This window comes from Streptomyces sp. 2131.1 (assembly GCF_900105515.1).
In the GTDB taxonomy this organism is placed as follows: Bacteria; Actinomycetota; Actinomycetes; order Streptomycetales; family Streptomycetaceae; genus Streptomyces; species Streptomyces drozdowiczii.
In genome coordinates this window covers 857,280-883,322 of sequence record NZ_FNSY01000001.1, presented here as the reverse complement: position 1 = coordinate 883,322, position 26,043 = coordinate 857,280, and the positions used below count along the sequence as shown (strand labels likewise).

Annotated in this window: 21 protein-coding genes; 17 read left to right on the top strand and 4 right to left on the bottom strand. The window is 72.4% G+C overall.

The window, feature by feature from the left end; all coding sequences use genetic code 11:
- Positions 1-89: 89 nt before the first annotated feature.
- The gene (locus BLW14_RS04130) at positions 90-839 is read left to right on the top strand and encodes a class I SAM-dependent methyltransferase (protein WP_093704410.1); all 750 of its coding nucleotides are present in this window, start codon (positions 90-92) and stop codon (positions 837-839) included.
- Positions 840-881: 42 nt separating this feature from the next.
- On the opposite strand, the gene BLW14_RS04125 is transcribed toward BLW14_RS04130, so the two are convergent.
- Positions 882-1,754: a Rossmann-fold NAD(P)-binding domain-containing protein gene (locus BLW14_RS04125; RefSeq protein WP_093704408.1), complete on the bottom strand. Its 873-nt coding sequence runs from the start codon at positions 1,752-1,754 to the stop codon at positions 882-884.
- Between the two features lie 81 nt (positions 1,755-1,835).
- On the opposite strand from BLW14_RS04125, the gene BLW14_RS04120 reads away from it, so the two are divergent.
- On the top strand, positions 1,836-2,831 hold the full coding sequence (locus BLW14_RS04120) for an AraC family transcriptional regulator (protein WP_093704406.1): 996 nt from the start codon (positions 1,836-1,838) through the stop codon (positions 2,829-2,831).
- Entirely contained in the window at positions 2,828-3,757 is a 930-nt protein-coding gene (locus BLW14_RS04115) for a class I SAM-dependent methyltransferase (protein ID WP_093704404.1), read from the top strand. The genes BLW14_RS04120 and BLW14_RS04115 overlap by 4 nt, the downstream gene beginning before the upstream one ends.
- Before the next feature lie 81 nt (positions 3,758-3,838).
- On the opposite strand, the gene BLW14_RS04110 is transcribed toward BLW14_RS04115, so the two are convergent.
- Complete coding sequence (locus BLW14_RS04110) at positions 3,839-4,675, bottom strand: aldo/keto reductase (protein WP_093704402.1); 837 nt, start codon at positions 4,673-4,675, stop codon at positions 3,839-3,841.
- A 92-nt stretch (positions 4,676-4,767) separates the two neighbouring features.
- A complete protein-coding gene (locus BLW14_RS04105) occupies positions 4,768-6,567 on the bottom strand; it encodes an AMP-dependent synthetase/ligase (protein ID WP_093704400.1) in 1,800 nt (599 codons plus the stop codon).
- Positions 6,568-7,029: 462 nt separating this feature from the next.
- On the opposite strand from BLW14_RS04105, the gene BLW14_RS04100 reads away from it, so the two are divergent.
- Positions 7,030-8,040, top strand: a complete 1,011-nt coding sequence (locus BLW14_RS04100; RefSeq protein WP_177154200.1) for a bile acid:sodium symporter family protein — start codon at positions 7,030-7,032, stop codon at positions 8,038-8,040.
- Here the strand turns inward: BLW14_RS04100 and fdhD are convergent.
- Complete coding sequence (gene fdhD / locus BLW14_RS04095) at positions 8,001-8,873, bottom strand: formate dehydrogenase accessory sulfurtransferase FdhD (protein WP_093704396.1); 873 nt, start codon at positions 8,871-8,873, stop codon at positions 8,001-8,003. The genes BLW14_RS04100 and fdhD overlap by 40 nt on opposite strands.
- A gap of 248 nt (positions 8,874-9,121) precedes the next feature.
- Here fdhD and BLW14_RS04090 point away from each other — a divergent pair, with 248 nt between their 5' ends.
- From BLW14_RS04090 to BLW14_RS04030, 13 genes are all read left to right on the top strand, one after another.
- Positions 9,122-10,072, top strand: coding sequence for a beta-ketoacyl-ACP synthase III (locus tag BLW14_RS04090; RefSeq protein WP_093704394.1), 951 nt, complete (start codon positions 9,122-9,124; stop codon positions 10,070-10,072).
- Between the two features lie 183 nt (positions 10,073-10,255).
- Positions 10,256-11,437, top strand: a complete 1,182-nt coding sequence (locus BLW14_RS04085) for an ROK family protein (RefSeq protein WP_093704392.1) — start codon at positions 10,256-10,258, stop codon at positions 11,435-11,437.
- An 86-nt stretch (positions 11,438-11,523) separates the two neighbouring features.
- On the top strand, positions 11,524-13,050 hold the full coding sequence (locus tag BLW14_RS04080) for a sugar ABC transporter ATP-binding protein (protein ID WP_093704390.1): 1,527 nt from the start codon (positions 11,524-11,526) through the stop codon (positions 13,048-13,050).
- A complete protein-coding gene (locus BLW14_RS04075) occupies positions 13,047-14,072 on the top strand; it encodes an ABC transporter permease (RefSeq protein ID WP_093704388.1) in 1,026 nt (341 codons plus the stop codon). The genes BLW14_RS04080 and BLW14_RS04075 overlap by 4 nt, the downstream gene beginning before the upstream one ends.
- Positions 14,073-14,131: 59 nt before the next feature.
- Positions 14,132-15,172: a substrate-binding domain-containing protein gene (locus tag BLW14_RS04070; RefSeq protein ID WP_093704386.1), complete on the top strand. Its 1,041-nt coding sequence runs from the start codon at positions 14,132-14,134 to the stop codon at positions 15,170-15,172.
- A 50-nt stretch (positions 15,173-15,222) separates the two neighbouring features.
- Positions 15,223-16,434, top strand: a complete 1,212-nt coding sequence (locus BLW14_RS04065; protein WP_093704384.1) for a Gfo/Idh/MocA family protein — start codon at positions 15,223-15,225, stop codon at positions 16,432-16,434.
- A 12-nt stretch (positions 16,435-16,446) separates the two neighbouring features.
- The gene (locus BLW14_RS04060) at positions 16,447-17,451 is read left to right on the top strand and encodes a sugar phosphate isomerase/epimerase family protein (RefSeq protein WP_093704382.1); all 1,005 of its coding nucleotides are present in this window, start codon (positions 16,447-16,449) and stop codon (positions 17,449-17,451) included.
- A 326-nt stretch (positions 17,452-17,777) separates the two neighbouring features.
- Positions 17,778-21,494, top strand: coding sequence for a ThuA domain-containing protein (locus tag BLW14_RS04055; RefSeq protein WP_093704381.1), 3,717 nt, complete (start codon positions 17,778-17,780; stop codon positions 21,492-21,494).
- Positions 21,495-21,608: 114 nt separating this feature from the next.
- Positions 21,609-22,727, top strand: coding sequence for an inositol-3-phosphate synthase (locus BLW14_RS04050; protein WP_093704379.1), 1,119 nt, complete (start codon positions 21,609-21,611; stop codon positions 22,725-22,727).
- Complete coding sequence (locus BLW14_RS04045) at positions 22,724-23,650, top strand: SCO3242 family prenyltransferase (RefSeq protein WP_093704377.1); 927 nt, start codon at positions 22,724-22,726, stop codon at positions 23,648-23,650. Before BLW14_RS04050 ends, BLW14_RS04045 begins: the two co-directional genes overlap by 4 nt.
- Entirely contained in the window at positions 23,647-24,504 is an 858-nt protein-coding gene (locus tag BLW14_RS04040; protein ID WP_093704375.1) for a sugar phosphate isomerase/epimerase family protein, read from the top strand. Before BLW14_RS04045 ends, BLW14_RS04040 begins: the two co-directional genes overlap by 4 nt.
- 21 nt (positions 24,505-24,525) lie before the next feature.
- Complete coding sequence (locus BLW14_RS04035) at positions 24,526-25,194, top strand: EboA domain-containing protein (RefSeq protein ID WP_093704373.1); 669 nt, start codon at positions 24,526-24,528, stop codon at positions 25,192-25,194.
- Entirely contained in the window at positions 25,194-26,042 is an 849-nt protein-coding gene (locus BLW14_RS04030) for a TatD family hydrolase (protein ID WP_093704371.1), read from the top strand. The genes BLW14_RS04035 and BLW14_RS04030 overlap by 1 nt, the downstream gene beginning before the upstream one ends.
- Position 26,043 lies beyond the last annotated feature (1 nt).

Below are 26,043 nucleotides of genomic sequence, written 5' to 3'. Positions count from 1 at the left end.
GGTGCCGGTGGCCGCACGGCAATACGTCGTTGGTTTAGACCTCTAGTTCGGACAGAGGGATGTCCGCACATGGCTTGGAGTCGCCCCTGATGCTGGACTACGACAGAGAAGCCGCCGTCTACGACGCCACGCGCGGCGGGCTGCCCCGGGCCGAGTCGGCGGCCGCCGCCGTGCTCCGTCTGCTGCCGGACACCGCCCGCTCCCTGCTGGACATCGGCTGCGGTACCGGCCTGGTCACGGGGCGTGTCGCCGCCGGCCGCCCGGGTCTGCGGGTGACCGGTGCCGACGCCTCGCACGGCATGGCCCGCGTCGCCCGGCAGCGCGTCGGCGCCGTCGTGCTCGCCGACGCCCGCCGGCTGCCCCTGCCCGACGCATCGGTGGACGCGGTCACCGCGGTGTGGCTGCTGCACCTGCTGCGCGAGGAGGGCGCGGTCCGGGCGGTGGTGGCCGAGGCCGCGCGGGTGCTGCGGCCGGGCGGGGTGTTCGTCACCACCGTGGACAAGGACGCCTGCCACGACGTGGGCAGCGACATCGACGAGGCGTTCACCCCGTACCTGGCGCCGACCCCGTCCGACGGTACGGACCTGGTCGTCGCGTACGCGGCCGAAGCCGGTCTGGAGGCCACCGGGGACGCGTTCTTCCCCGGCCACGGACAGGGCCGAACCCCGCAGAGCGCGGCCCGCGCCGTGCGAGGCGGCTACTACGCCTCACGCCTGGCCCTGCCCGGCGGGGCCGCCGAAGACCTCGCCCGGACCCTGGAGACGCTGCCGGACCAGGAACGGCGGCGCGCCGACCCCGAGTACCGGCTGCTGGTCCTGCGCCGCGGAGCGGCCGGCTGAGCCGGGGCGACGGCCGGGCGATCCGGCCGCCGCCCCGCCGCGTCACGGCCGCACGCTCCAGAAGCCTTCCAGGGCCGCCTCCGACGCGTACTCCGTGAACGACTTCGGGTCGCGGCCCAGCGCCTGCTTCACGCCGTCCGTGACCGCCGCGTTGTGCCCGTCGAGGAGCGACGTGAACAGCCCCGCCAGGAACGCCGCTTCCTCCCTCGGTGCGCCGAACCCGACGAGCATCTCCTCGTACTCGGCGCCGGTCAGCGCCACATAGCGGACCTCGCGGCCCGTCGCGGCCGCGATCTCCGCGGCCACCTCCGTGAAGGTCAGCGCCCGGGGGCCGGTCAGCTCCACGACCGGGCCCCCGACGCGCTCCCCGCACAGCGCGGCCGTAGCCACATCGGCCAGGTCGTCCGCGTCGACGAACGGCTCGGCGGTGTCGGCCGCCGGGAACACCAGCTCCCCGCCGAGCACCCCGTCCAGCATGGCGCCCTCGCTGAAGTTCTGGGTGAAGAACGCCGAGCGCACCACCGTCAGTTCGGCGCCCCCGGCAGCCGCGCGCAGCGCCTCCTCCGCCACCGCCGCGTCCGGCTCGCCCCGCCCCGACAGCAGCACCAGCCGGCGCACCCCGCACCGCCGCGCCACCTCTCCGAACGCCGTCATGGCCGCGGGCGCCCCGGGAGCCCCCAGGTCGGGGACGTACGCGACGTAGGCCGCCTCCGCACCGCTCAGCGCCGCCTCCCATCCCGACTCGTCCGACCAGTCGAAGGGAACCTCGCTGCGGCGCGAACCCACCCGCACCGGCACACCCCGTGCGGTCAGCCGCTCCACCACCCGGCGCCCCGTCTTGCCCGTCCCGCTCGTCACCAGCACCAGGCCCGTGCCGGTGGATTCCTGTGTCGTGTTCCGCGTCTCTTCCGTCATGACCACAGCCTCTCCCGCACCCTCCCGCCGCCTCCATCCCCGAGGCTCTCGGCTCCCTACGCCTGCGTCTACGCTGCTGCCATGGATGCACTGGCCGAACTGTTGGACGGGCCCCGGGCCCGTGGGGCGTTACTCCTGCGGATGGTGATGGAGCCCCCCTGGTCCGTCCGGATCGAGGACCGCGCCCCGCTCTGCCTGATGGCCGTGACCGCCGGCGAGGCGTGGATCGTGCCCGACGGGGACGCCGAGCCCGTCCTGCTGCGCCCCGGCGACCTGGCCGTGGCCCGCGGCCCGGAGCCGTACACCGTCGCCGACCGCCCCGACACCGAACCCCGCGCCCGCATCGGCCCCGGCGGCAGCTGCGCCACCCTGCGCGGCGAGCCCCTCTCCCAGTCCATGGAGCTGGGCGTACGGACCTGGGGCAACGCCCTCGACGGCTCGGCGGCCGTCCTGGTCGGCACCTACCTCCTCGACGGCGAGATCAGCGGCCGGCTGCTCGACGCCCTGCCCCCGCTGCTCGTCCTGCCCGCCGGCGGCCGCACCGGCCCCGTCCTCGCCCTGCTCGGCGACGAGATCGCGCGCGACGAGCCGGGCCAGAGCCTGATGCTCGACCGGCTCCTGGACCTCCTCCTCGTCGACGCGCTGCGCACCTGGTTCTCCCGCCCCGGCGCCGAAGCCCCGGGCTGGTACATGGCCATGGGTGACCCCGTCGTCGGCCAGGCGCTCCGCCTGCTGCGCGACGAGCCCGCACACCCCTGGACGGTCGCCGGCCTTGCCGCGAAGGCGGGCGTCTCGCGGGCCGCGCTCGCCCGGCGGTTCACCGAGCTGGTGGGGGAGCCCCCGATGGCGTACCTCACCGGCCGCCGCCTCGCCGTCGCGGCCGACCTGCTGCGGGAGACCGACGCGACCGTGGAGGCCGTGGCCCGCAAGGTGGGCTACAGCCAGGCGTTCGCGTTCAGCACCGCCTTCAAGCGCGTACGGGGCGTCAGCCCGCAGGAGTACCGCAAGGGTGGCGGCTTGCCGGAACAGCAAGGAACTTTGCGCCTCGGGGCGGATGTGGTGACGCTGGAGCCATGAGCAACCACTCCGGCCACGGACACCGGCACGGCCGCCAGGACCTGCACCACGAGCGCCCCGCGCACGGACACGACCACGGCGGGGCCGAACCCGACTGGGACGTCATGGCCCCGCTCCTGGAGCGGAACGCCGAACTCAGCAGCGCCCAGTACACCGAGGCGGCCCGCTGGATCGCCGCCCTGCCCACCGCGCCGAAGGTCAGCCGCGTCCTGGACATCGGCGCCGGCCCCGGCGTCGTCGCCTGCCTCCTCGCCGAGGTCTTCCCCGACGCGGAGGTCGTCGCCGTCGACGGCACCCCCGCTCTCCTGGAGCGCACCCGGGAACGCGCACGCCGGCTCGGGCTCGACGACCGCGTCACCACCCTGCACGCCACCCTCCCCGAAGGGCTCCCCGGACTGGGCGAGGCCGACCTGATCTGGGCCGGCAACACCCTGCACCACATGGGCGACCAGCGCGCCGCCCTGGCCGGATTCGGCGAGCTGCTGCGCCCCGGCGGCACCGTCGCCCTCGTCGAGGGCGGACTCCAGGTCCGGCAGCTCCCGCGCGACCTCGGGTTCGGCAACCCCGGACTCGAAGCCCGGATGGAGGCCGCCGAGGCGGAACTCTTCCAGCGGATGCGCGCCGAACTCCCCGACGCCCGGCGCGAGGTGGAGGACTGGGCCGCCCTGTTCGGAGCCGCGGGCCTCACCCCGCAGGGCACCCGCAGCTTCCTGCTCGACCTGCCCGCGCCCCTCGGCGACGCGGCGCGCGAACAGGTCGTCGCGGACTTCACCCGCCGCCGCGACGGGCTGCGCGACCACCTCGACACCGACGACACCGCCGTGCTCGACCGGCTCCTGGACCCCGAGGACCCGGCCGGACTCCACCGCCGCCCCGACGTCTTCCTGCTCCTGGCCCGCACCCTCCACCTGGGCCGGCGCGCCTGAGCAGTCCCCGTACGGCAGCGAAAACCGCCGCCCCCGCTCTTCGCGAAGAGCGGGGGCGGCGGTTCTGTGCGGCTGTGGAGGTCAGGCGCCGGCGTTGAACTCGCCCGGGTTCGGGCCGAGGCGCTTGCCCTCGTCCAGGGCGGCGAACGCGGCCAGGTCGTCGGCGTCCAGCTCGAAGTCGAAGACGTCGATGTTCTCCGCGATCCGCGACGGCGTCACGGACTTCGGGATCACCACGTTGCCCGTCTGGAGGTGCCACCGGAGCACCGCCTGCGCCGGCGTACGGCCGTGCTTGCGGGCGACCGCGAGGACCGTCGGGACCTCCAGCAGGCCCTTGCCGGAGCCCAGCGGCGACCAGGCCTCGGTGAGGATGCCGTGCTTGGCGTGCAGGGCGCGGGACTCGGCCTGCTGGAGCTGCGGATGCAGCTCGATCTGGTTGAGGACGGGCACCACGGAGGTCTCGCCGAGGAGGCGCTCCAGGTGCTCCGGGAGGAAGTTCGACACGCCGATGGCCTTCGCGCGGCCGTCGGCGTGGATCTTCTCGAACGCCCGGTAGGTGTCGATGTACGCGTCCTTGGCCGGCACCGGCCAGTGGATCAGGTACAGGTCGACGTAGTCGAGGCCCAGCTTGTCCAGCGAGGCGTCGAAGGCGCGCAGCGTCGAGTCGTAACCCTGCTCGCTGTTCCACAGCTTGGTGGTCACGAACAGCTCGTCGCGGGCGACGCCGGAGGCTGCGATGGCCTTGCCCGTACCCGTCTCGTTCTGGTAGATCGCGGCGGTGTCGATGCTGCGGTACCCGGACTCGATGGCGGTGGCGACCGCCTTCGTCGCCTCGTCGTCCGGCACCTGCCAGACTCCGAACCCGAGCTGGGGCATCTCGACGCCGTTGTTGAGGGTGAGAGAGGGGACCTGGCTCACGAGCAGAGCATCCTAACGTTGAGGGGTGGACTCCCCACGTCAACGATCAAGAGCGCCCACACATTCCCGGTGGTCCCGCCCAAATAGTCCGGTCAGCGGTACAGCGCGTCGACCTCGGCCTCGTACGCAGCCTCGATCGCCTTCCGCTTCAGCTTCAGCGACGGCGTGAGCAGCCCGTGCTGCTCGCTGAACTGGTGCGCCAGGATGCGGAACGTACGAATGGACTCCGCCTGCGAGACCGCGGTGTTCGCCGCCACCACCGCGCGGCGCACCTCCATCTCCAGGTCCGGGTCGCGCACCAGCTCGCCCGGTGACAGCGTCTGCCGCCCCTGCATGGCGAGCCAGTGCTCCACCGCCTCCTGGTCGACGGTGACCAGCGCCGCGACGTATGGCCGGTCGTTGCCGACTACGATGCACTGCGCCACCAGCGGATGCGCCCGCACCCGCTCCTCCAGGGCGGCCGGCGACACGCTCTTGCCGCCGGACGTCACCAGGATCTCCTTCTTCCGCCCGGTGATCGTCAGATAGCCGTCCTCGTCCAGCGCACCCAGGTCACCGGTGGCCAGCCAGCCATCGTTGAGCACCGCGTCGGTGGCCTTCGGGTCGCCGAGATAGCCGCCGAACACATGGCTCCCGTGGACCCACACCTCGCCGTCCTCCGCGATGTGCACCGTCGTGCCGGGGATCGGCTGCCCGACCGTGCCGTACCGGGTGCGCTCCGGGGGGTTCGCGGTGGCCGCGGCCGTCGTCTCGGTCAGCCCGTAGCCCTCGTACACCGTCACTCCGGCGCCCGCGAAGAACAGCCCGAGGGTGCGCTCCATGCCCGAGCCGCCCGACATGGCGTGCCGGATGCGGCCGCCCATCGCGTCGCGGACCTTCTTGTAGACGACCTTGTCGAAGAACTGGTGCTGCATCCGCAGCCCGGCCGAAGGCCCGGGGCCGGTGCCGAACGCCCGCGCCTCCATCGCCTCCGCGTACTTCACCGCGATGTCCACGGCTTTGTCGAACGGCCCCGCCCTGCCCTCGGCCTCGGCCTTGCGCCGGGCCGCGTTGAAGACCTTCTCGAAGATGTACGGCACCGCCAGGATGAACGTGGGCCGGAACGTGACCAGGTCCGGCATCAGGGCCTTGGCCGACAGTTCCGGCTGGTGCCCGAGCTTGACCCGGCCCCGGATCGCGGTGACCTCCACCATCCGCCCGAAGACGTGCGCCAGCGGCAGGAAGAGCAGCGTCGCCGCCTCGTCACCCGGTCTGGAGTGGAAGACCGACTCCCAGCGCGAGGCCATGGTGTCCGTCTCGAACATGAAATTGGCGTGCGTGAGTACACAGCCCTTGGGGCGGCCCGTGGTGCCCGAGGTGTAGATGACGGTCGCCACCGACTCCGGGGTCACCGCCCGCCGGTGCCGGTGCACCACCTCGTCCTCGACGTACTCGCCCGCCGCCACCAGCTCCGCGACCGCGCCCGCGTCCAGCTGCCACAGCCGCTTCAGCTGCGGCAGCCGGTCGATTACCGAGGCCACCGTCATCGCGTGGTCCTCGTGCTCCACCATGACCGCCGACACCTCGGCGTCGTGCAGCATCCACAGCACCTGCTCGGCCGAGGACGTCGGGTAGACCGGCACGGACTGGGCGCCCACCGCCCACAGCGCGAAGTCGAACAGGGTCCACTCGTAGCGCGTACGCGACATCAGGGCGACCCGGTCGCCGAACCGCACCCCGTGCGCGATCAGCCCCTTGGCCAGCGCCAGTACCTCGTCGCGGAACGCGGCGGACGTGACGTCCTGCCAGCGGCCCTCCGCGTCTTTTCGGCCGAGCGCGACCCGGTGCGGCTCCTCGTCGGCATGGTCGAACACCACGTCGGCGAGGCCGCCCACGAGAGGCGCGGCCGCCATGGGTGGGACAGTGAACTCGCGCAATGACCTGCTCCTTGTGGCGCTCCGCACAGCGCCGCGACGCTACCCCACCGCGGGCCGTCGCGGGAGGCCCCGGAGCTGTCCGTACCGCGTGGTATCTGCACTGGTCAGGGGCCGAAATCCGGCCAGATGGGCAAGGCTCGGGCGCGCTTGGGACCGCGAAGTAAGCGGCCGGCGCGGGAATCTCCACCGAATCTGTACGCCGCGATCACTGCCAATGTGGGCCGATGTGTCCCGGTACGACCGGTCTGCTGGGATCCGTCCGCCCGGTACCGGACGTCGCGTCCCGGGCATTCTCCCCCGCCCGGCCCCGCGTCATGCCTGCTCACACCGACCGTGACGGCGGTAACAGCCCGATGCTCGAATTTTCCGATCGTGGCCCCGTCCGCGCAGGATGGGTCCGGGCACGACACGACCCGAACGGAAGAACACGTGAAGCACCTGAGCCGCCGCATACCGAAGCAGCCGCCCTGGCTGCCGGTCGACCCGTACATAGCGGCGCTGATCGGCACCGTCGTCCTCGCCGCGCTGCTGCCGGCCTCGGGCACGGCCGCCGACGTGGCCGGCTCCGCCTCCACGGGCGCGGTCGCCCTCCTCTTCTTCCTCTACGGGGCGCGCCTGTCCACCGCCGAGGCCCTGGAGGGGCTGCGCCACTGGCGGCTCCACCTCACCGTCCTGGCCTGCACCTTCGTGCTCTTCCCGCTGCTGGGGCTGGCGAGCGGGGGGCTGGTGCCGTACGTCCTGTCGCCGCAGCTGCAGAGCGGCTTCCTCTTCCTGTGCCTCGTCCCCTCGACCATCCAGTCGTCGATCGCCTTCACCTCGATCGCCCGGGGCAACGTGCCCGCCGCGATTTGCGCGGGCTCCTTCTCCTCGATCGCCGGCATCTTCCTCACCCCGCTGCTCGCCGCCGCGCTGCTCGGCGACAGCGGCGGTGGCTTCTCCGGCGACGCCCTGCTCAAGATCGGCATCCAGCTGCTGCTGCCGTTCGTCGCGGGTCAGCTGGTGCGCCGCCGCGTCGGCGGCTTCCTCACGCGGCACCGCCGGATCCTCGGCCTGGTCGACCGGGGCTCGATCCTGCTCGTCGTCTACACGGCGTTCAGCGAGGGCATGGTCGCCGGCATCTGGCACCAGGTGACCCCGGCCAGGCTCGGCGCGCTGCTCGCCGCCGAGGCGGTCCTGCTCGCGTTGATGCTCTCGCTGACCTGGTACGGCGCGAAGCGGCTCGGCTTCGGGCGCGCGGACCGCATCGCCATCCAGTTCGCCGGCTCCAAGAAGAGCCTGGCCTCGGGGCTGCCCATGGCCAGCGTCCTGTTCGGCGCGCAGGCGAGCCTCGCGGTGCTGCCGCTGATGCTCTTCCACCAGATGCAGCTCATGGTCTGCGCGGTGATCGCCAAGCGGCGCGCCCGCGACCCTCAGGAGACGGCGTCGCCGGAGACCGTACCGGTCGGCTGACCGGCGTCCAGCGCGATGCGGTGCTCACCCGCGTACACGTTCATCGACGGCCCCCGCAGGAAGCCGACCAGCGTCAGACCCGTCTCGGCGGCCAGGTCCACGGCGAGGGACGAGGGCGCCGAGACGGCCGCCAGCACGGGTATGCCCGCCATCACCGCCTTCTGCGCCAGCTCGAACGAGGCCCGCCCGGACACCAGCAGGACCGACCGGGACAGCGGCAGCCGCCCGTCCGTCAGCGCCCGTCCGACCAGCTTGTCGACCGCGTTGTGCCGGCCGACGTCCTCCCGTACGTCCATCAGCTCGCCGGACTCGGAGAACAGCGCCGCCGCGTGCAGGCCGCCGGTCCGGTCGAAGACCCGCTGGGAGGCGCGCAGCCGGTCGGGGAGCGCGGACAGCAGCGCGGGCTCGATCCGCAGCGGGGGAGTGTCGGCGACGGGGTGCCGCGTCGTGGTGCGGACGGCGTCCAGGCTCGCTTTGCCGCACAGACCGCAGGACGACGTCGTGTAGACGTTGCGCTCCAGCGTGATGTCGGGGACCTCGACGCCCGGCGCGAGCCCCACGTCCACCACGTTGTACGTGTTGACCCCCTCGGCGGTCGCACCGGCGCAGTACACGATCGACCGCACATCGCCCCGGTCGCCGATGACACCCTCGCTGACCAGGAAACCCGCGGCCAGCGCGAAGTCGTCGCCCGGGGTGCGCATGGTGATGGCGAGCGGCTTCCCGTTCAGCCGGATCTCCAGGGGCTCCTCGGCGACGAGGGTGTCGGGGCGGGTGGAGACGGCCCCGTCCCGGATGCGGATGGTGCGGCGGCGCTCGGTGACCCGTCCCATGACCGTTGGACCCGTGTTTCTGTGCGTGAGGCGCTGGGGCAGCACCGGCGGTGCGCCCGGTTGCTGCCATTGTCCTGCACCGCCGGTGCCGTGCCGCAACCGGAGGGACCGGCCCCCGGGCCGTCCGGTGTGGTGTCGAGCCCTCCAAGCCGGAGCCGGTATTCCTGTGGGATCACCTGCCCCCGTACCGGGCGGTAGCGACCAAGACTGGTTGGTTCCTGACAGATGGAGCGAGGGGACCCCGTTTTATGACCGGCTCACGTGTCGTGGCGCTCGGCCACTACCAGCCCGCCAAGGTGCTCACCAACCATGACCTCGCGGCCATGGTCGACACCAGTGACGAGTGGATCACCAGCCGCGTCGGCATCAGGACCCGCCACATCGGCGGCCCCGACGAGACGGTGGACGAGCTGGCCGCGCACGCGGCGGCGAAGGCACTCGCCGCGGCGGGTCTCCAGCCGGCCGACATCGACCTGGTGCTGGTCGCCACCTCGACCGCCATCGACCGCTCGCCGAGCATGTCGGCACGGGTCGCCGCCCGCCTCGGCATGGAGGCGCCCGCGGTCATGGACATCAACGTGGTGTGCTCGGGATTCACCCACGCCCTCGCCACCGCCGACCACGCCCTGCGCGCCGGCGCCGCCACCCGCGCCCTGGTCATCGGGGCCGACAAGATGGGCGACATCGTCGACTGGACCGACCGCTCCAGCTGCGTCCTGATGGGCGACGGGGCCGGTGCCGCGGTCGTCGTCGCCGACCGGGCGGACGCCGAGCGGCCCGGCATCGGGCCGGTGCTGTGGGGTTCGGTCCCCGGCATGGGGGACGCCGTCCGCATCGAGGGCACCCCGCCCCGCTTCGCGCAGGAGGGCCAGTCCGTCTACCGCTGGGCCACCACCCAGCTGCCCCCCATCGCCCGCAAGGTCTGCGAGAAGGCGGGCCTCACCCCCGAGGACCTGGCCGCCGTCGTCCTGCACCAGGCCAACCTGCGCATCATCGAGCCCGTCGCCCGGAAGATCGGCGCGGTCAACGCCGTCGTCGCGCGCGACGTGGTGGACTCCGGCAACACCTCCGCCGCCTCCATCCCCATGGCCCTGTCCAAACTGGTCGAGCGGGGCGAGATCCCCAGCGGGGCGCCCGTGCTCCTCTTCGGCTTCGGTGGCAACCTCAGCTACGCGGGCCAGGTGATCAGCTGCCCGTGAGCCGGGTGCGGGGCCTGTGCGGCGGGTCGGGGCCGGGCAGGCATCAGCCCTGCCTTTGTCCTCGGAGAGGAGAAAGGTAGCCGGATTCCTGCGCGACTTCTTCCCAGCCCCGGAAACCGCTGCTACGTTCCCCTCCCAAGCCCGACGGACAGGCCGACGAGGCGGGAGGGGCGCGTGAGACGTATGACGGCACGACCCGCGAACGCCCACCAGGCGCGACTGCTCAAGCTGTTGCGCGACGGTGGGCCCAACTCCCGGGCGAAGCTGGGAGATCAGGTCGAGCTATCCCGCTCCAAGCTCGCCGTCGAGGTGGACCGGCTGCTGGAGACCGGACTCGTCGTCGCCGACGGACTCGCCGCGTCACGCGGCGGCCGCCGCTCGCACAACATCCGCCTCGCCCCGCACCTGCGCTTCCTCGGCGTCGACATCGGCGCCACCTCCGTCGACGTGGCGGTCACCAACGCGGAACTGGAGGTACTGGGCCACCTCAACCACCCCATGGACGTACGCGAAGGGCCCGTCGCGGTCTTCGAGCAGGTGCTGTCCATGGCGACGAAGCTCCGGGACTCCGGCTTCGCCGACAGCTTCGACGGCGCCGGTATCGGCGTCCCCGGACCGGTCCGCTTCCCCGAGGGCGTCCCCGTCGCACCCCCGATCATGCCCGGCTGGGACGGCTTCCCGGTCCGCGAGGCACTCAGCCAGGAACTCGGCTGCCCGGTCATGGTCGACAACGACGTGAACCTCATGGCCCTGGGGGAGCAGCACGCGGGCGTGGCCCGTTCCGTCGGCGACTTCCTCTGCGTCAAGATCGGTACGGGCATCGGCTGCGGCATCGTCGTCGGCGGCACCGTCCACCGGGGCGCGACGGGCAGCGCCGGCGACATCGGCCACATCCAGGTCGAACCCGACGGCCGCCTCTGCGCCTGCGGCAACAAGGGCTGCCTGGAAGCCCACTTCAGCGGCGCCGCCCTGGCCCGCGACGCCGAGGACGCGGCCCGCGCCGGACGGTCCGAGGAGCTCGCGGCCCGCCTCCGTGCGTCCGGCCGGCTCACCGCCGCGGACGTGGCAGCCGCCGCGGCCGCCGGCGACGCCACCTCACTCCTCCTCATCCGGGACGGCGGACACCGCGTCGGCCAGGTCATCGCGGGCCTCGTCAGCTTCTTCAACCCCTCCCTGGTGGTGATCGGCGGCGGGGTGACCGGCCTCGGCCACACGCTGCTGGCCGCCGTACGGGCCCAGGTCTACCGGCGCTCCCTGCCGCTGGCCACCGGCAACCTCCCGATCGTCCTGGGCGAGCTGGGACCCGCCGCCGGAGTCACCGGCGGCGCCAGGCTCATCAGCGACCACCTCTTCTCACCCGTCTGAACCCGCCCCACCCGTCCTCCATCCGCCGGCCCGCCCCGGCGGCCGGACCCACACCCCAACACCCCGCCCGCCGAGGGGATTTCGTCATGGCTCCGCGATCCACGCTGCTCACCATGTCCGGCATCACCAAGTCCTTCCCCGGTGTCCGCGCCCTCGACGGCGTGGACCTGGAGGTCCGCGCCGGTGAGGTGCACTGCCTCCTCGGCCAGAACGGGGCCGGCAAGTCCACCCTCATCAAGGTCCTCGCCGGTGCCCACCAGCCCGACGACGGCGAGATCACCTGGTCCGGCGCACCGGCCGTGCTCAAGTCGCCGCTGGCCGCGATGCGCCTCGGGATCGCCACCATCTACCAGGAACTCGACCTGGTCCGGGGCCTGTCCGTCGCGGAGAACGTCTTCCTCGGCCACGAGCCCGTCAGCGCCGGCTTCGTCGTCCGCGCCCGCCGGGCCCGTACCGAGGCCGCCGCCCTGCTGGCCCGGCTCGGCCACCCGGAGATCGACCCCGGCCGCTCCGTCGGCGAACTCTCCGCCGCCCAGCAGCAGATCGTGTCCATGGCCCGGGCGCTCTCGCACGACGTGCGCCTCATCGTGATGGACGAGCCGTCCGCCGCGCTCGACCCCGACGAGGTCGACAACCTCTTCCGGATCATCGCCTCGCTGACCGCCCAGGACGTCGCCGTCGTCTACATCTCGCACCGCCTCGAGGAGATCCGCCGCATCGGCGACCGGGTGACCGTCCTCAAGGACGGCCGGGCCGTCGCGGCCGGCCTGCCCGCCGGGACCACCCCGACCCACGACATCGTCGCGCTGATGACCGGCCGCAAGGTGGAGTACGTCTTCCCGCCCCGGACCCCGCCGCCCGCCGGGCGCGCCGACGCCGCCCCCGTACTCACCGTCGAAGGGCTGGCCAGGAAGGGGGAGTTCGCCCCGATCGACCTGGAGGTGCGGCCGGGCGAGATCGTCGGGCTCGCCGGGCTCGTCGGCTCCGGGCGCTCCGAGATCCTGGAGACCGTGTACGGCGCCCGCCGCGCCACCGCGGGCCGGGTCACCGTCGCGGGGAAGGCGCTGCGGCCCGGGAGCGTGCGCGCCGCCGTCGCCGCCGGCATCGGCCTCGCCCCCGAGGAACGCAAGGCCCAGGCCCTGCTGATGCTCGAATCCGTCACCCGCAACGTGTCGGTCTCCACCCTGTCCCGCTACTCCAGGGCAGGCTGGGTCGACCGCACGGCCGAGCGGAAGGCGGCCCGGGACGCCACACGCACCCTCTCGCTGCACCCCGACAACCCGGACACCCCCGTCCGCACCCTCTCCGGCGGCAACCAGCAGAAGGCGGTCCTGGCCCGCTGGCTGCTGCGCGGCTGCCGGGTGCTCCTGCTCGACGAACCGACCCGCGGGGTGGACGTCGGCGCCCGCGCCGAGCTCTACGCCGTGATCCGCCGGCTGGCCGACGAAGGGCTCGCCGTACTGCTCGTCTCCAGCGAAGTGCCCGAAGTGCTGGGCCTCGCCGACCGTGTGCTCGTCCTGCGCGAGGGACGCGTCGTGCACACCGCCGACGCCTCGGACCTCGACGAACACCGCGTACTCGACCTCGTGATGGAAGGGAGCCCGACGCCATGACCCACCCCGTACCCACCGCGCAGAGCGGGCCGGACCAGGGCCCCGCACCCGTGGTCCTGAAGAAGTACGGACCCCGGCGCGCGCTGCGCGTCGACCTCCACACCCTGTCCCTGCTCGGCATCCTCGCCGTGCTGGTGGCCGTCGGCGGCATCACCGAGCCGGACGCCTTCCTGGACACCGGGAACCTCCAACTCGTCCTGACCCAGGCGTCGGTGATCGGTGTCGTCACCGTCGGCGTCACCCTCGTCATCACCTCCGGGGGGATCGACCTCTCGGTCGGTGCGATGGTCGCGCTCGCCTCCGTCTGGGCGAGCACCCTCGCCACCCAGGAGTACGGCTTCGCGGGCATCCTGTTCACCGCCGTGCTCGTCGGCCTCGTCGCCGGACTGGTCAACGGGGTGCTCATCGCGTACGGGAGGGTGGTGCCGTTCATCGCGACCCTGGCGATGCTCGCCTCGGCGCGCGGGCTGGCCCTCATGATCACCGATGGCAAGACCCAGATCGTGACGGTCACCTCGGTCCTGGACCTGGGCCTGCCCGACTCCTACGTGCTGGGCATCCCGCCGCTCGTCCTGATCTTCGCCGCGGTCACGGCCGCGGGCTGGCTGCTGCTGAACCGTACGACCTTCGGCCGCCGCACCATCGCCATCGGCGGCAACGCCGAAGCCGCCAGGCTCGCCGGCATCGACGTCCGCCGCCAGCGGCTGTACCTCTACCTGCTGTCCGGGCTGTGCTGCGGCATCGCGGCCTTCATGCTGATCATCCTGTCCGGCTCGGGACAGAACACCGCGGGCAACCTCTACGAACTCGACGCCATCGCCGCCGCGATCATCGGCGGCACCCTCCTCAGCGGTGGCCGCGGCACTATCACCGGCTCCGTGCTCGGCGTCCTGATCTTCACCACGATCACCAACATCTTCGCGCTCAACAACCTCCAGAGCGACGTCCAGCAGATCGCCAAGGGCGCGATCATCGTCGCCGCCGTCCTCGTCCAGAGCCGCACCTCCCGCACGGAGACCTGACCCACCGCACCGCCCCACAGTTCCCCGCACCGACCCACCGGATGAAGGGTTCCACAGCCATGCCGCAAACCAGTCGCAGAGGGCTCCTGTTCGGCACCGCAGCCGTCTCCGCGGGCGCCTTCCTCACCGCCTGCACCAGCAACGACCCCAAGAAGAAGGACGCCCCCGCGCAGAGCGGGGCGGCCGCCGCCGACGACAAGCCGGGCAGGCCCGTCACCATCGGCTTCGCCGGACCGCAGGCCGACCACGGCTGGCTCAACGCCATCAACGAGAACGCCAGGTCCCGGGCGAAGAAGTACTCCGAGGTGACCCTGGAGACCACCGAGGGCTCCAACGACACCGCCGCCCAGATCGGCCAGGTCAAGACCCTCATCAACAAGAAGGTCGACGTCCTGGTCGTCCTGCCGGCCGACGGCAAGGCCCTCACCCAGGTCGGCCTGGAGGCCATGCGCGCGGGCATCCCCGTCATCAACCTCGACCGGGTCTTCGCGTCCCCGCAGGCATACCGCTGCTGGATCGGCGGCGACAACTACGGCATGGGTCTCAACGCCGGTACGTACATCGGCGAACAGCTCAAGGACAAGAAGGGTGCCAAGGTCGTCGAGCTCGCCGGGATCGACAACCTGGAGCTCACCAAGCAGCGCAGCCAGGGCTTCGCCGACGCGCTGAAGAACTTCCCGAACGTCGAGCTGGTGGCCCGTCAGGCGGCCGACTTCACCGTCGAGTCGGGCCAGGCGAAGATGGCGCAGCTCCTCCAGGCGCAGAAGAAGTTCGACGCCCTGTGGAACCACGACGACGACCAGGGCGTGGGCGCGCTCCGCGCCATCCAGCAGGCCGGCCGCGACGAGTTCCTGATGGTCGGAGGCGCCGGGGCCAAGTCCGCGATGGACGCCATCAAGGCCGACGACAGCGTTCTCAAGGCCACCGTCCTCTACCCGCCCACCATGGCGGCCTCCGCCATCGACCTGGCCCGCGCGCTCGGCCAGGCCAAGGGCGTGGCCGGACTCGCCGAACTGGAGATCCCGACCAGCCTCACCCTCTACTCCGCCGTCGTCACCAAGGACAACGTCGACCAGTACCTGCCGACGGGCTTCAACTGACCGGCCGCGACACCGTACGTGCCGAACCACCGACGAGGAGGAAGCCCCGGATGGCCCAGAGGGATCAGACCCAGCAGCAGACGGCCGAGCCGCCGACGCTCGGGATCGGCATGGTCGGATACGCGTTCATGGGCGCCGCCCACTCACAGGGGTGGCGCACCGCCGGACACGTCTTCGACCTGCCGATGCGGCCGGTGCTCGCCGCGATCTGCGGACGCGACCGCACCGCCGTCGAGGCCGCGGCGGACCGGCACGGCTGGGCCGCCGCCGAGACCGACTGGCGCGCCCTCATCGCCCGCGACGACGTGCAGCTCGTCGACATCTGCACCCCCGGCGACAGCCACGCCGAGATCGCCCTCGCAGCCCTGGAGGCCGGCAAGCACGTGCTGTGCGAGAAGCCGCTCGCCAACACCGTGGCCGAGGCGGTGGCCATGACGGCGGCGGCCGAGCGCGCCGCCGCCCGGGGCCGCGCGGCCTTCGTCGGCTTCAACTACCGACGCGTGCCCGCCCTGGCCCACGCCCGCCGCCTCATCGCGGAGGGCCGACTCGGGGCCCTGCGCCACGTACGCGCGGTCTACCTCCAGGACTGGCTGACCGACCCCGCCTCCGCGCTGACCTGGCGCCTCGACAAGGAGCGCGCGGGCTCCGGCGCGCTCGGCGATCTCGGCGCGCACGTCGTGGACCTCGCGCAGTACCTGGCGGGGGAGCCGCTGGTCGCGGTGTCCGCGCTGACCGAGACCTTCGTGCGCGAACGTCCCCGGGCCGCCGGGCCGCCCGGAGGTCTCGGCGGCGGGGCGGCGGCCGAGGGGACCGGCCCGGTCACGGTGGACGACGCGGCCGTGTTCACGGGGCGGCTCGCGTCCGGCGCCCTGGCCTCCTTCGAGGTGACCCGGATGGCGGCCGGCCGCAAGAACGCCCTGCGCCTGGAGATCAACGGGGAGCGCGGCTCTCTCGCCTTCGACCTGGAGCGCCTCAACGAACTGTCCTTCCACGACCACACCGAACCCGCCGCCACGGCCGGCTTCCGGCGCGTCCTCGTCACCGAGCCCGAACACCCCTACCTGGAGGCCTGGTGGCCGCCGGGCCACGCCCTCGGCTACGAGCACACCTTCGTCCACCAGGCCCGCGACGTGGTGTGCGCCATCGCCGAAGGCGCCCCGCCCGTCCCGACGTTCGCGGACGGCCTCCAGGTGCAGCGGGTGCTGGCGGCGGTGGAGGAGAGCGCCGCCAAGAACTCCGTCCTCACCCCCGTACCGCTCTAGGAGGCAACGCGCATGCCCCGTCCCTTCACCCTCTTCACCGGCCAGTGGGCAGACCTTCCCCTGGAGGAGGTCTGCCGGCACGCCCGCGACTTCGGTTACGACGGACTCGAACTCGCCTGCTGGGGAGACCACTTCGAGGTCGACAAGGCGCTCGCGGATCCCGCCTACCTGGACGGCCGCCGGCAGCTCCTCGACAAGTACGGCCTGAAGTGCTGGGCGATCTCCAACCACCTGGTCGGACAGGCCGTCTGCGACCACCCCATCGACGAACGCCACCAAGGCATCCTGCCCGCCCGCATCTGGGGCGACGGCGAACCGGAGGGCGTACGACGCCGGGCCGCCGCCGAGATCGCCGACACCGCGCGGGCCGCCGCCGCGTTCGGCGTGGACACCGTCATCGGGTTCACCGGCTCCTCGATCTGGCACCTGGTCGCGATGTTCCCGCCGGTCCCGCCGCACATGATCGAGCGGGGTTACGAGGACTTCGCCGAGCGCTGGAACCCGGTCCTGGACGTCTTCGACGCGGAGGGCGTCCGCTTCGCCCACGAGGTGCACCCCAGCGAGATCGCGTACGACTACTGGACCACGCACCGCGCACTGGAGGCCGTGGAGCACCGCCCCGCCTTCGGGCTGAACTTCGACCCGAGCCACTTCGTCTGGCAGGACCTGGACCCGGTCGGCTTCCTGTACGACTTCCGGGACCGGATCTACCACGTGGACTGCAAGGAGGCCCGCAAGCGCCTGGACGGCCGCAACGGCCGCCTCGGCTCCCACCTGCCCTGGGGCGACCCGCGCCGCGGCTGGGACTTCGTCTCGGCCGGTCACGGGGACGTCCCCTGGGAGGACGTGTTCCGCATGCTGCGGTCCATCGGCTACGAGGGCCCGGTCTCGGTGGAGTGGGAGGACGCCGGCATGGACCGCCTGGCGGGGGCACCGGAGGCGCTTGCATCGCTGAAGCGGTACGACTTCGACCCGCCGAGCGCTTCGTTCGACGCGGCGTTCGGGGGCAACGGCTGATCGTTCTTCGGGGGCGTCACCCCGGATTCCCGCTCCTCGTACATCGGACGGGTCCGCCCGCGCCCGGCGGTGCCGCACGCGCCGCCGGGCTGCTCCGCCCTGCCCTCGCCCTGCTTTGTCCTGGCCCAGGAAAAAGTCCGGCAACTCTGTGCGCAAGGGCTTTCCGTCCCGGACGAACGGGCATACCGTTTTGGGCATGTCCCTGACATAGGCCATCGTCATTTCCCTGTCACCGGCGCCGCACGGGCCCGGCTGACCTGCGCGGCAGTCCCCGCGCGAACGGCACGGCATCACCGCCCGCACAACCGGCACTCTCCGGAGGACACGTGCACACAACCCGCAGCGGCAGCCGCACCAGGCTCCGCATCCGAAAATCCCTCGCCCTGTTCACCGGCGGTCTCCTGGCCGCCGCCACCCTCAGCCTGAGCGCCGCCTCGGGCACCGCCGCCGCCCACGAGGAGCCCGCTCCGGCGCCGGCCGCAGAGGACTTCCAGCAGGTCACCCTCGCCAAGGGCGCCGCCGAGACCGGCGAGCCCATGTCGCTGGCCGTGCTCCCCGACCGCAGCGTGCTGCACACCTCGCGCAGCGGCGAGCTGCGCATCACCGACAGTGCGGGCAACACCAGGATCTCCGGTGTCATCCCGGTCTACTCGCACGACGAGGAGGGCCTCCAGGGCATCGGCGTCGACCCGGAGTTCAGCGAGAACCGGGCGATCTACCTCTACTACGCGCCGCCGCTGGACACCCCGGCGGGCGACGCGCCCGAGACCGGCACCGCCGCCGACTTCGCCCCCTTCGACGGGGTCAACCGGCTCTCCCGCTTCGTCCTCAACGAGGACGGCACCCTGGATCTCGGCAGCGAGAAGAAGGTCCTCGACGTCCGGACGTCGCGCGGCATGTGCTGTCACGTCGGCGGGGACATCGACTTCGACGCCGACGGCAACCTGTACCTGTCGACCGGCGACGACACCAACCCCTTCGCGTCCGACGGCTTCACCCCCATCGACGAACGCCCGGACCGCAACCCGGCGTTCGACGCCCGCCGGTCCGCGGGCAACAGCAACGACCTGCGGGGCAAGATCCTCCGCATCAAGGTCGCGGACGACGGCTCGTACACCGTCCCGGACGGCAACCTCTTCGCGCCGGGAACGGACAAGACCCGTCCCGAGATCTACGCGATGGGCTTCCGCAACCCCTTCCGCTTCTCCGTCGACAAGGCCACCGGCATCGTCTACGTGGGCGACTACGGGCCCGACGCCGGCGCCGCCGACCCCAAGCGGGGGCCCGCGGGGCAGGTCGAGTTCGCCCGGGTCACGAAGGCCGGCAACTTCGGCTGGCCGTACTGCACCGGCGCGAACGACCCGTACATGGACTACGACTTCGCCACCAAGACCTCCGGCGCGGCCTTCGACTGCGCGGCACCGAAGAACACCTCGCCGCACAACACCGGCCTCGTCGACCTGCCCCCGGCCCAGGCCGCCTGGATCCCGTACGACGGCGGGTCCGTCCCGGAGTTCGGCACCGGCTCGGAGTCCCCGATGGGCGGACCGGTCTACCACTACGACGCGGACCTCGACTCGCCCGTCAAGTTCCCCGAGGCGTACGACGGGGACTTCTTCGCCGGTGAGTTCGGCCGCCAGTGGATCAAGCGGATCGAGCAGGACGCCGACGGCAAGGTCGAGTCCATCAACGACGTCCCCTGGTCCGGCACCCAGATCATGGACATGGCCTTCGGGCCCGACGGCGCCCTTTACGTCCTGGACTACGGCCTCTCCTGGTTCGGAGGCGACGAGAACTCCGCCCTCTACCGCATCGAGAACGCCACCGGCGGACGCTCCCCGATCGCCGAGGCCGCAGCCGACAAGACGTCGGGCACCGCACCCCTCAAGGTGCGGTTCTCCTCCGCCGGCACCACCGACGGCGACGGCGACACGCTCACCTACGCGTGGGACTTCGGCGACGGAGGAACGTCCACGGCCGCGAACCCCACGTACACGTACAAGAAGAACGGCACCTACACCGCCACCGTCACCGCCAAGGACCCCACGGGTCGCACCGGATCGGCCAGCGTGCATGTGACCGTCGGCAACACGGCACCCACGGTGAAGCTGGAACTCCCCGGCGACGGCCAGCTGTTCACCTTCGGTGACGCCATTCCGTTCAAGGTGACCGTCACCGACCCCGAGGACGGCACGATCGACTGCTCCAAGATCGAGGTCCGCTTCGTCCTCGGCCACGACAGCCACGGCCACCCCATCACCTCGGAGCACGGCTGCACCGGCACCATCAAGACGGAGATGGACGGCGGGCACGACCCCAACGCCAACATCTTCGGCGTCATCGACGCCTCGTACACCGACGGCGGAGGCGGCGGCCAGGCCGCACTGACCGGCCACGACCAGTCGCAGCTCCAGCCGCGCCACCGCCAGGCCGAGCACTTCACCGACTCGTCCGGCATCAAGACCTACGACAAGGCGAACGCCGAAGGCGGCAGGACCGTCGGCGACATCGACAACGACGACTGGATCTCCTTCAAGCCGTACATCCTCGGCGACTCCACCAAGCTCACCGCCCGGATCTCCTCCGGCGGCGCGGGCGGCTTCCTCGAAGTGCGCACCGGCTCGCCGACCGGAAAGATCCTCGGCTCCGCACCGGTGCCGGTGACCGGCGGCTGGGAGACCTTCCAGGACATCGACGTCCCCCTGCGCGGCGTCCCGAAGAAGGCCACCGAACTGTTCCTCGTCTTCAAGGGAGGTGAAGGAGCGCTGTACGACATCGACGACTTCGAGCTCTCCAACACCCCGCCCGACAGGACCGCCAAGCGTGTCCTGGTCTTCTCCAAGACCGCCGGCTTCCGCCACGACGCGATCCCCGAGGGAGTCGCCGCGCTGAAGGAACTCGGCAAGGACAGCAACATCACGGTCGACGCCACCGAGGAGGCGGGCCAGTTCACCACGGCCAACCTGGCCCGCTACGACGCCGTCGTCTTCATGTCGACGACCGGTGACGTCCTCAATGCCGACCAGCAGAAGGCCTTCGAGAACTACATCGCCACCGGTGGCGGCTACATGGGCGTCCACGCCGCCGCCGACACCGAGTACGACTGGTCGTTCTACGGCGGACTCGTCGGCGCCTACTTCTCCGGCCACCCCGCCATCCAGCCCGTCACCGTCCGCGTCGAGGACCACAAGCACCCGGCCACCGCCCACCTGGGCGACGACTGGCAGCGGACCGACGAGCTGTACAACTACCGCACCAACCCGCGCGACAAGGTCAAGGTCCTCGCCACGCTCGACGAGACCACCTACACCGGCGGCACCATGAAGGGCGACCACCCGATCACCTGGTGCCAGACCTACGAGGGAGGCCGCTCCTTCTACACGGGCCTCGGCCACACCAAGGAGTCGTACGCCGACGCGGACTTCCGGAAGCTTCTCCTGGGCGGGATGCGGTACGCCGCCGGCCAGGTCAAGGGCGACTGCAAGCCGAGCACCGGCTACCGGTCGATCTTCAACGGCAAGACGCTCGAAGGCTGGAAGCAGGCGGGCCCCGGGAAGTTCGACGTGGTCGACGGCGAACTGCGCTCCGAAGGCGGCATGGGCCTGCTGACCTACCAGGCCAAGGAGTTGACGTCGTACTCCCTGAAGCTCGACTGGAAGCTGGCGGGCGACGACAACTCCGGTGTCTTCGTCGGCTTCCCGGAGTCCGACGACCCCTGGTCCGCGGTGAACAACGGCTACGAGGTCCAGATCGACGCCTCCGACGCCGTGGACCGCACCACCGGCTCCGTCTACACCTTCAAAGCGGCCGACATCAAGGCACGCGACCGGGTACTGAGGCCGCCCGGCCAGTGGAACAGCTACGAGATCAAGGTGCGCGGTGAACGGCTCCAGGTCTTCCTCAACGGCGTGAAGATCAACGACTTCACCAACACGGACCCGGTCCGCAGCCTCAAGGACGGCTACATCGGCCTCCAGAACCACGGGGCCGACGACCAGGTGTCCTTCCGCAACATCCAGCTGAAGGAGCTGCCCTCGGCATAGGGCGGTCCCCCCCAATGGCGGCGGGCGTGCCCGCAGGACCGCCCGCCGCCCTCCCTCTCCCGTACAGCGCCACCGGATCGGCCCAGCCAGAACCCTCAGTCAGGGAGGCAGCTCGTGTCAGCAACCGCCGTTCGTACCGGAGTCTGGTTCATCGGAGCACACGGCTCCGTCGCCACCACCGCCACAGCGGGATGTGCGGCGGTCGCGGCGGGACTCCACCCGGCGGTCGGGATGGTCACCGAGACCGCTCCCTTCGCCGAAAGCGGCCTGCCACCCGTCACCTCCCTCGTATTCGGCGGCCACGACATCCTGGACTGCCCCCTCCCGAAACGGGCCGAGGCGCTGGCCGCCGGGGGAGTGCTCCCGCACGGCCTCCCGTCGGCCGTGCGGGCCGAACTCGGCGCCGCCGAAGCGGAGATACGCATCGGCGGGCCCCTCCCCGGCGACACCCGCACCGACGAGGAACTCATCGCCGCGTTCGCCGCCGACCTCATGGACTTCGGCAGCCGCAACCGCCTGGCCAGGACCGTCGTCGTCAACGTCTCCTCCACCGAGCCCGCGCCCGCCCCCGACGCCGTACGGCTGCCCGCCAGCTCGCTCTACGCCGCCGCCGCGCTCCGGGCCGGCTGCCCGTACGTGAACTTCACCCCCTCCACCGGCCTGGGCGCACCCGCCCTCCAGGACGCCGTCGCCGCCTCGCGGCTTCCGCACGCCGGCCGCGACGGCAAGACGGGCCAGACCCTGCTGCGCTCCGTGCTCGCCCCGATGTTCGTCCAGCGCGCCCTGCCCGTACGGGCCTGGTCCGGCACCAACCTGCTGGGCGGCGGGGACGGGGCAGCGCTCGCCGACCCGGCCGCCGCCGCGGCGAAGAACGCCGGCAAGGAACGCGTCCTCGCCGACACCCTGGGCGCCGCCCCCGAGGGCGAGGTCCACATCGACGACGTCCCGGCACTCGGCGACTGGAAGACCGCCTGGGACCACATCGCGTTCGACGGGTTCCTCGGAACCCGCATGGTGCTCCAGACCACATGGCAGGGCTGCGACTCCGCCTTGGCCGCGCCCCTGGTCCTCGACCTGGCCCGGCTGCTGGTCCGAGCCCACGAGGTGGGCCTGACCGGCCCCCGGCCCGAACTCGGCTTCTACTTCAAGGACCCGGACGGGGGACCGGCCGGGCTCTTCGAGCAGTACCTGGCGCTGCTGGCCTTCGCCGAGCGGCTGCGGGGTGACCGGTGACGGCCCGCGCCTGGGCGGAACTCCTGCGGATTTCCGCGCTGTTCACCGTGCCCGGTGACGCCCTCGCGGGCGCCGCCGCCGCCGGCCGGCGCCCCGACCGCTCCACCGCCCTGGCGATGGGCACCTCGCTCTGCCTGTACGAGGCCGGCATGGCGCTCAACGACTGGGCCGACCGCGAGGAGGACGCCGTCGACCGCCCGCACCGCCCGATCCCCTCGGGCCGGATCACACCGCGCGCGGCCCTCACGGCTGCGGGCGCCCTGACGGCGGCCGGCCTGGCCCTTGCCGCCCGCGCGGGCCGCCCGGCCCTGGGCGTGGCCACCGGTCTCGCGGCCACCGTCTGGGCGTACGACCTCCGGCTGAAGCACACCCCGGCGGGCCCGGCCGCGATGGCGGCGGCCCGCGGACTCGACCTGGCGCTCGGGGCGGTGGCCACCGGGGCGGGGCCGGGGCGTGCCCTTCCCGCCCGGACCGAGCTGACCGCCGCAGCCCTGCCCGCCTGCCTGCTGAGCGCGCACACCTACGCGGTCACCACCGTCTCGCGCCACGAGGCGCAGGGCGGCTCCACGGGCGCGCCCCTGGCGGCGCTCGCGGCGGTCGCCGCGGTCGGCGGCGCGGTGGTGGGCGAGCGGCCGGCTCCCGTCAGTGGCGGTGCGGTCCGCCCGCCTCGGTCAGCCCCCGCCCGGCTGCTGCTCACCGCGCTCACCGGCGGCTACCTCCGCACCGCCGCACGCCCCCTCGCGCACGCCGCGCTCAACCCGTCGCCACCCCTCACCCAGCGCGCCGTCGGCAGCGGCATCCGGGCGATGATCCCGCTCCAGGCCGCCCTCGCCGCACGCGCGGGAGCCGCCGGTTCCGCGCTCGCCGTCATGGGCCTCGTGCCACTCGCACGCGCCCTCTCCCGGAAGGTGAGCCCCACATGACCCTCCGTCTCGGCTATGGAACCAACGGACTCACCGACCTCCGACTGGACGACGCCCTCGCCCTCCTCGCCGACCTCGGCTACGACGGCGTCGGCCTGACCCTCGACCACATGCACCTCGACCCGATGTCCCCGGACCTCGCCGCCCGCGCCCGCTGCGTCGCGGACCGCCTCCAGCAGTTGGGGCTCGGCGTCACCGTCGAGACCGGCGCCCGCTACGTCCTGGACCCGCGCCGCAAGCACGGCCCCTCGCTCCTGGACCCGGATCCCGATGCCCGCGCGGCCAGGACCGCCCTGCTCGTCCGGGCCGTCGACGTCGCCGCCGACCTCGGCGCCCACGCCGTGCACTGCTTCAGCGGCCTCACGCCCCCGGGCACGGCCCCCGACGCCGCCTGGCAACGGCTGACCGGCGCCCTCGCCCCGGTCCTCCGCGCCGCCGAGCGCACCGGGGTCCCCCTGGCGATCGAGCCGGAGCCCGGGCACCTCCTCGCGAACCTCGCCGACTTCCACCATTTCCGGAGGCTGAGCGGTGACCCCGAGCCCCTCGGCCTCACCCTCGACATCGGCCACTGCCAGTGTCTGGAACCCGCCCCGCCCGTCGACTGCGTGCGCGACGCCGCCCCCTGGCTGCGCCACGTACAGATCGAGGACATGCGGCGCGGCGTCCACGAACACCTGCCCTTCGGCGACGGCGAGATCGACTTCCCACCCGTCCTCGCCGCCCTCGACGCCCTCGGAAGCAGCGGATACGCCGGGCTCACCGTCGTCGAACTGCCCCGCCACTCCCACGCGGGCCCCGAACTGGCCCGCTCCTCGCTCGACTTCCTGAACAAGCACCGCCCGTCGGACCACTGAGACCGCCGAAGGGAGCACACCGTGACGCACACCCCGAAGACCCCGCTCCTGACCCGCGAGGAACTCGACACCCTGCTCGGCGGAGCCGCGCGCGCCTGGCTCGACGAAGCCCTCGCCGAGGCGGCCCACGCCGCGGCCCACAAGGACACCGCACCCGCGGACGGCTACGCCGTGCCGCCGTGGGAGCTGAGGTACGCCGCCGCCGGCCGGCACTGCGGACTCGAACACGCCGACTCCGTACGCGCCCTGCTGCTCGTCGAGGCCCGAGCCGGCCTGCCGGCCCTGACCCGCCTCTACGAACAGGGCACCGCCGCCGAACGCCGGGCCGTCCTGCTGGCCCTGCCCGCACTGGATCCAGGCCCGGCCGCCCTGCCCCTCGTCGAGGACGCCCTGCGCACCAACGACACCACCCTCGTCACCGCAGCCGTCGGCCCGTACGCCGCAGCCCACCTCCCTCCGCACGGCTGGCGCCACGCCGTCCTCAAGTGCCTGTTCACCGGGGTCCCCGTCGAAGCCGTCGACGACCTGGCCCGGAGATCGCGCGGCGACGCCGAACTCGCCCGCATGCTCGCCGACTTCGCGTCCGAACGCATCGCGGCCGGCCGCCCCGTCCCCGCCGGCCTGCACCACGTCCTCGCCCTCACGGCACCCGGGCCCACCGCTCCCACCGCCCCCACGGAGGAGACCTGATGCGCATCTTCGACCCCCACATCCACATGACCTCGCGCACCACGGACGACTACCGGGCGATGTACGACGCCGGGGTCCGCGCACTGGTCGAACCCTCCTTCTGGCTCGGCCAGCCCCGCACCTCACCGGCCAGCTTCTTCGACTACTTCGACGGCCTCCTCGGGTGGGAGCCCTTCCGCGCCGCCCAGTACGGCATCGCCCACCACTGCACGCTCGCCCTCAACCCCAAAGAGGCGAACGACCCCCGCTGCACCCCCGTCCTCGACGCCCTGCCCCGCTACCTCGTCAAGGACTCCGTCGTCGCCGTCGGGGAGATCGGCTACGACTCGATGACCCCGGCCGAGGACCACGCACTGGCCGCCCAGCTCCAGCTCGCCGCCGACCACGGCCTGCCCGCCCTCGTCCACACCCCGCACCGCGACAAACTCACCGGCCTGCGCCGCACCATCGACGTCGTCCGGGAGTCCCACCTCGACCCCGAGGCGGTGCTCCTCGACCACCTCAACGAGACGACCGTGAAGGACGCCCTCGACAGCGGCTGCTGGGCGGGCTTCTCCATCTACCCCGACACCAAGATGGACGAGGACCGCATGATCGCGATCCTCAAGAGCCACGGCACCGGGAAGGTCCTCGTCAACTCCGCGGCCGACTGGGGGAAAAGCGACCCGCTGAAGACCCGCCGGGTGGCCGACGCCATGCTCGCCGCCGGCTTCACCGACGACGACGTCGACCAGGTCCTCTGGCGCAACCCCGTCGCCTTCTACGGACAGAGCGGCCGCCTCCACCTCGACGCCCCCGCACCCCGACCACTCCACGAGGGCAACTCCATCCTGCGCGGAGGGGAGTGAC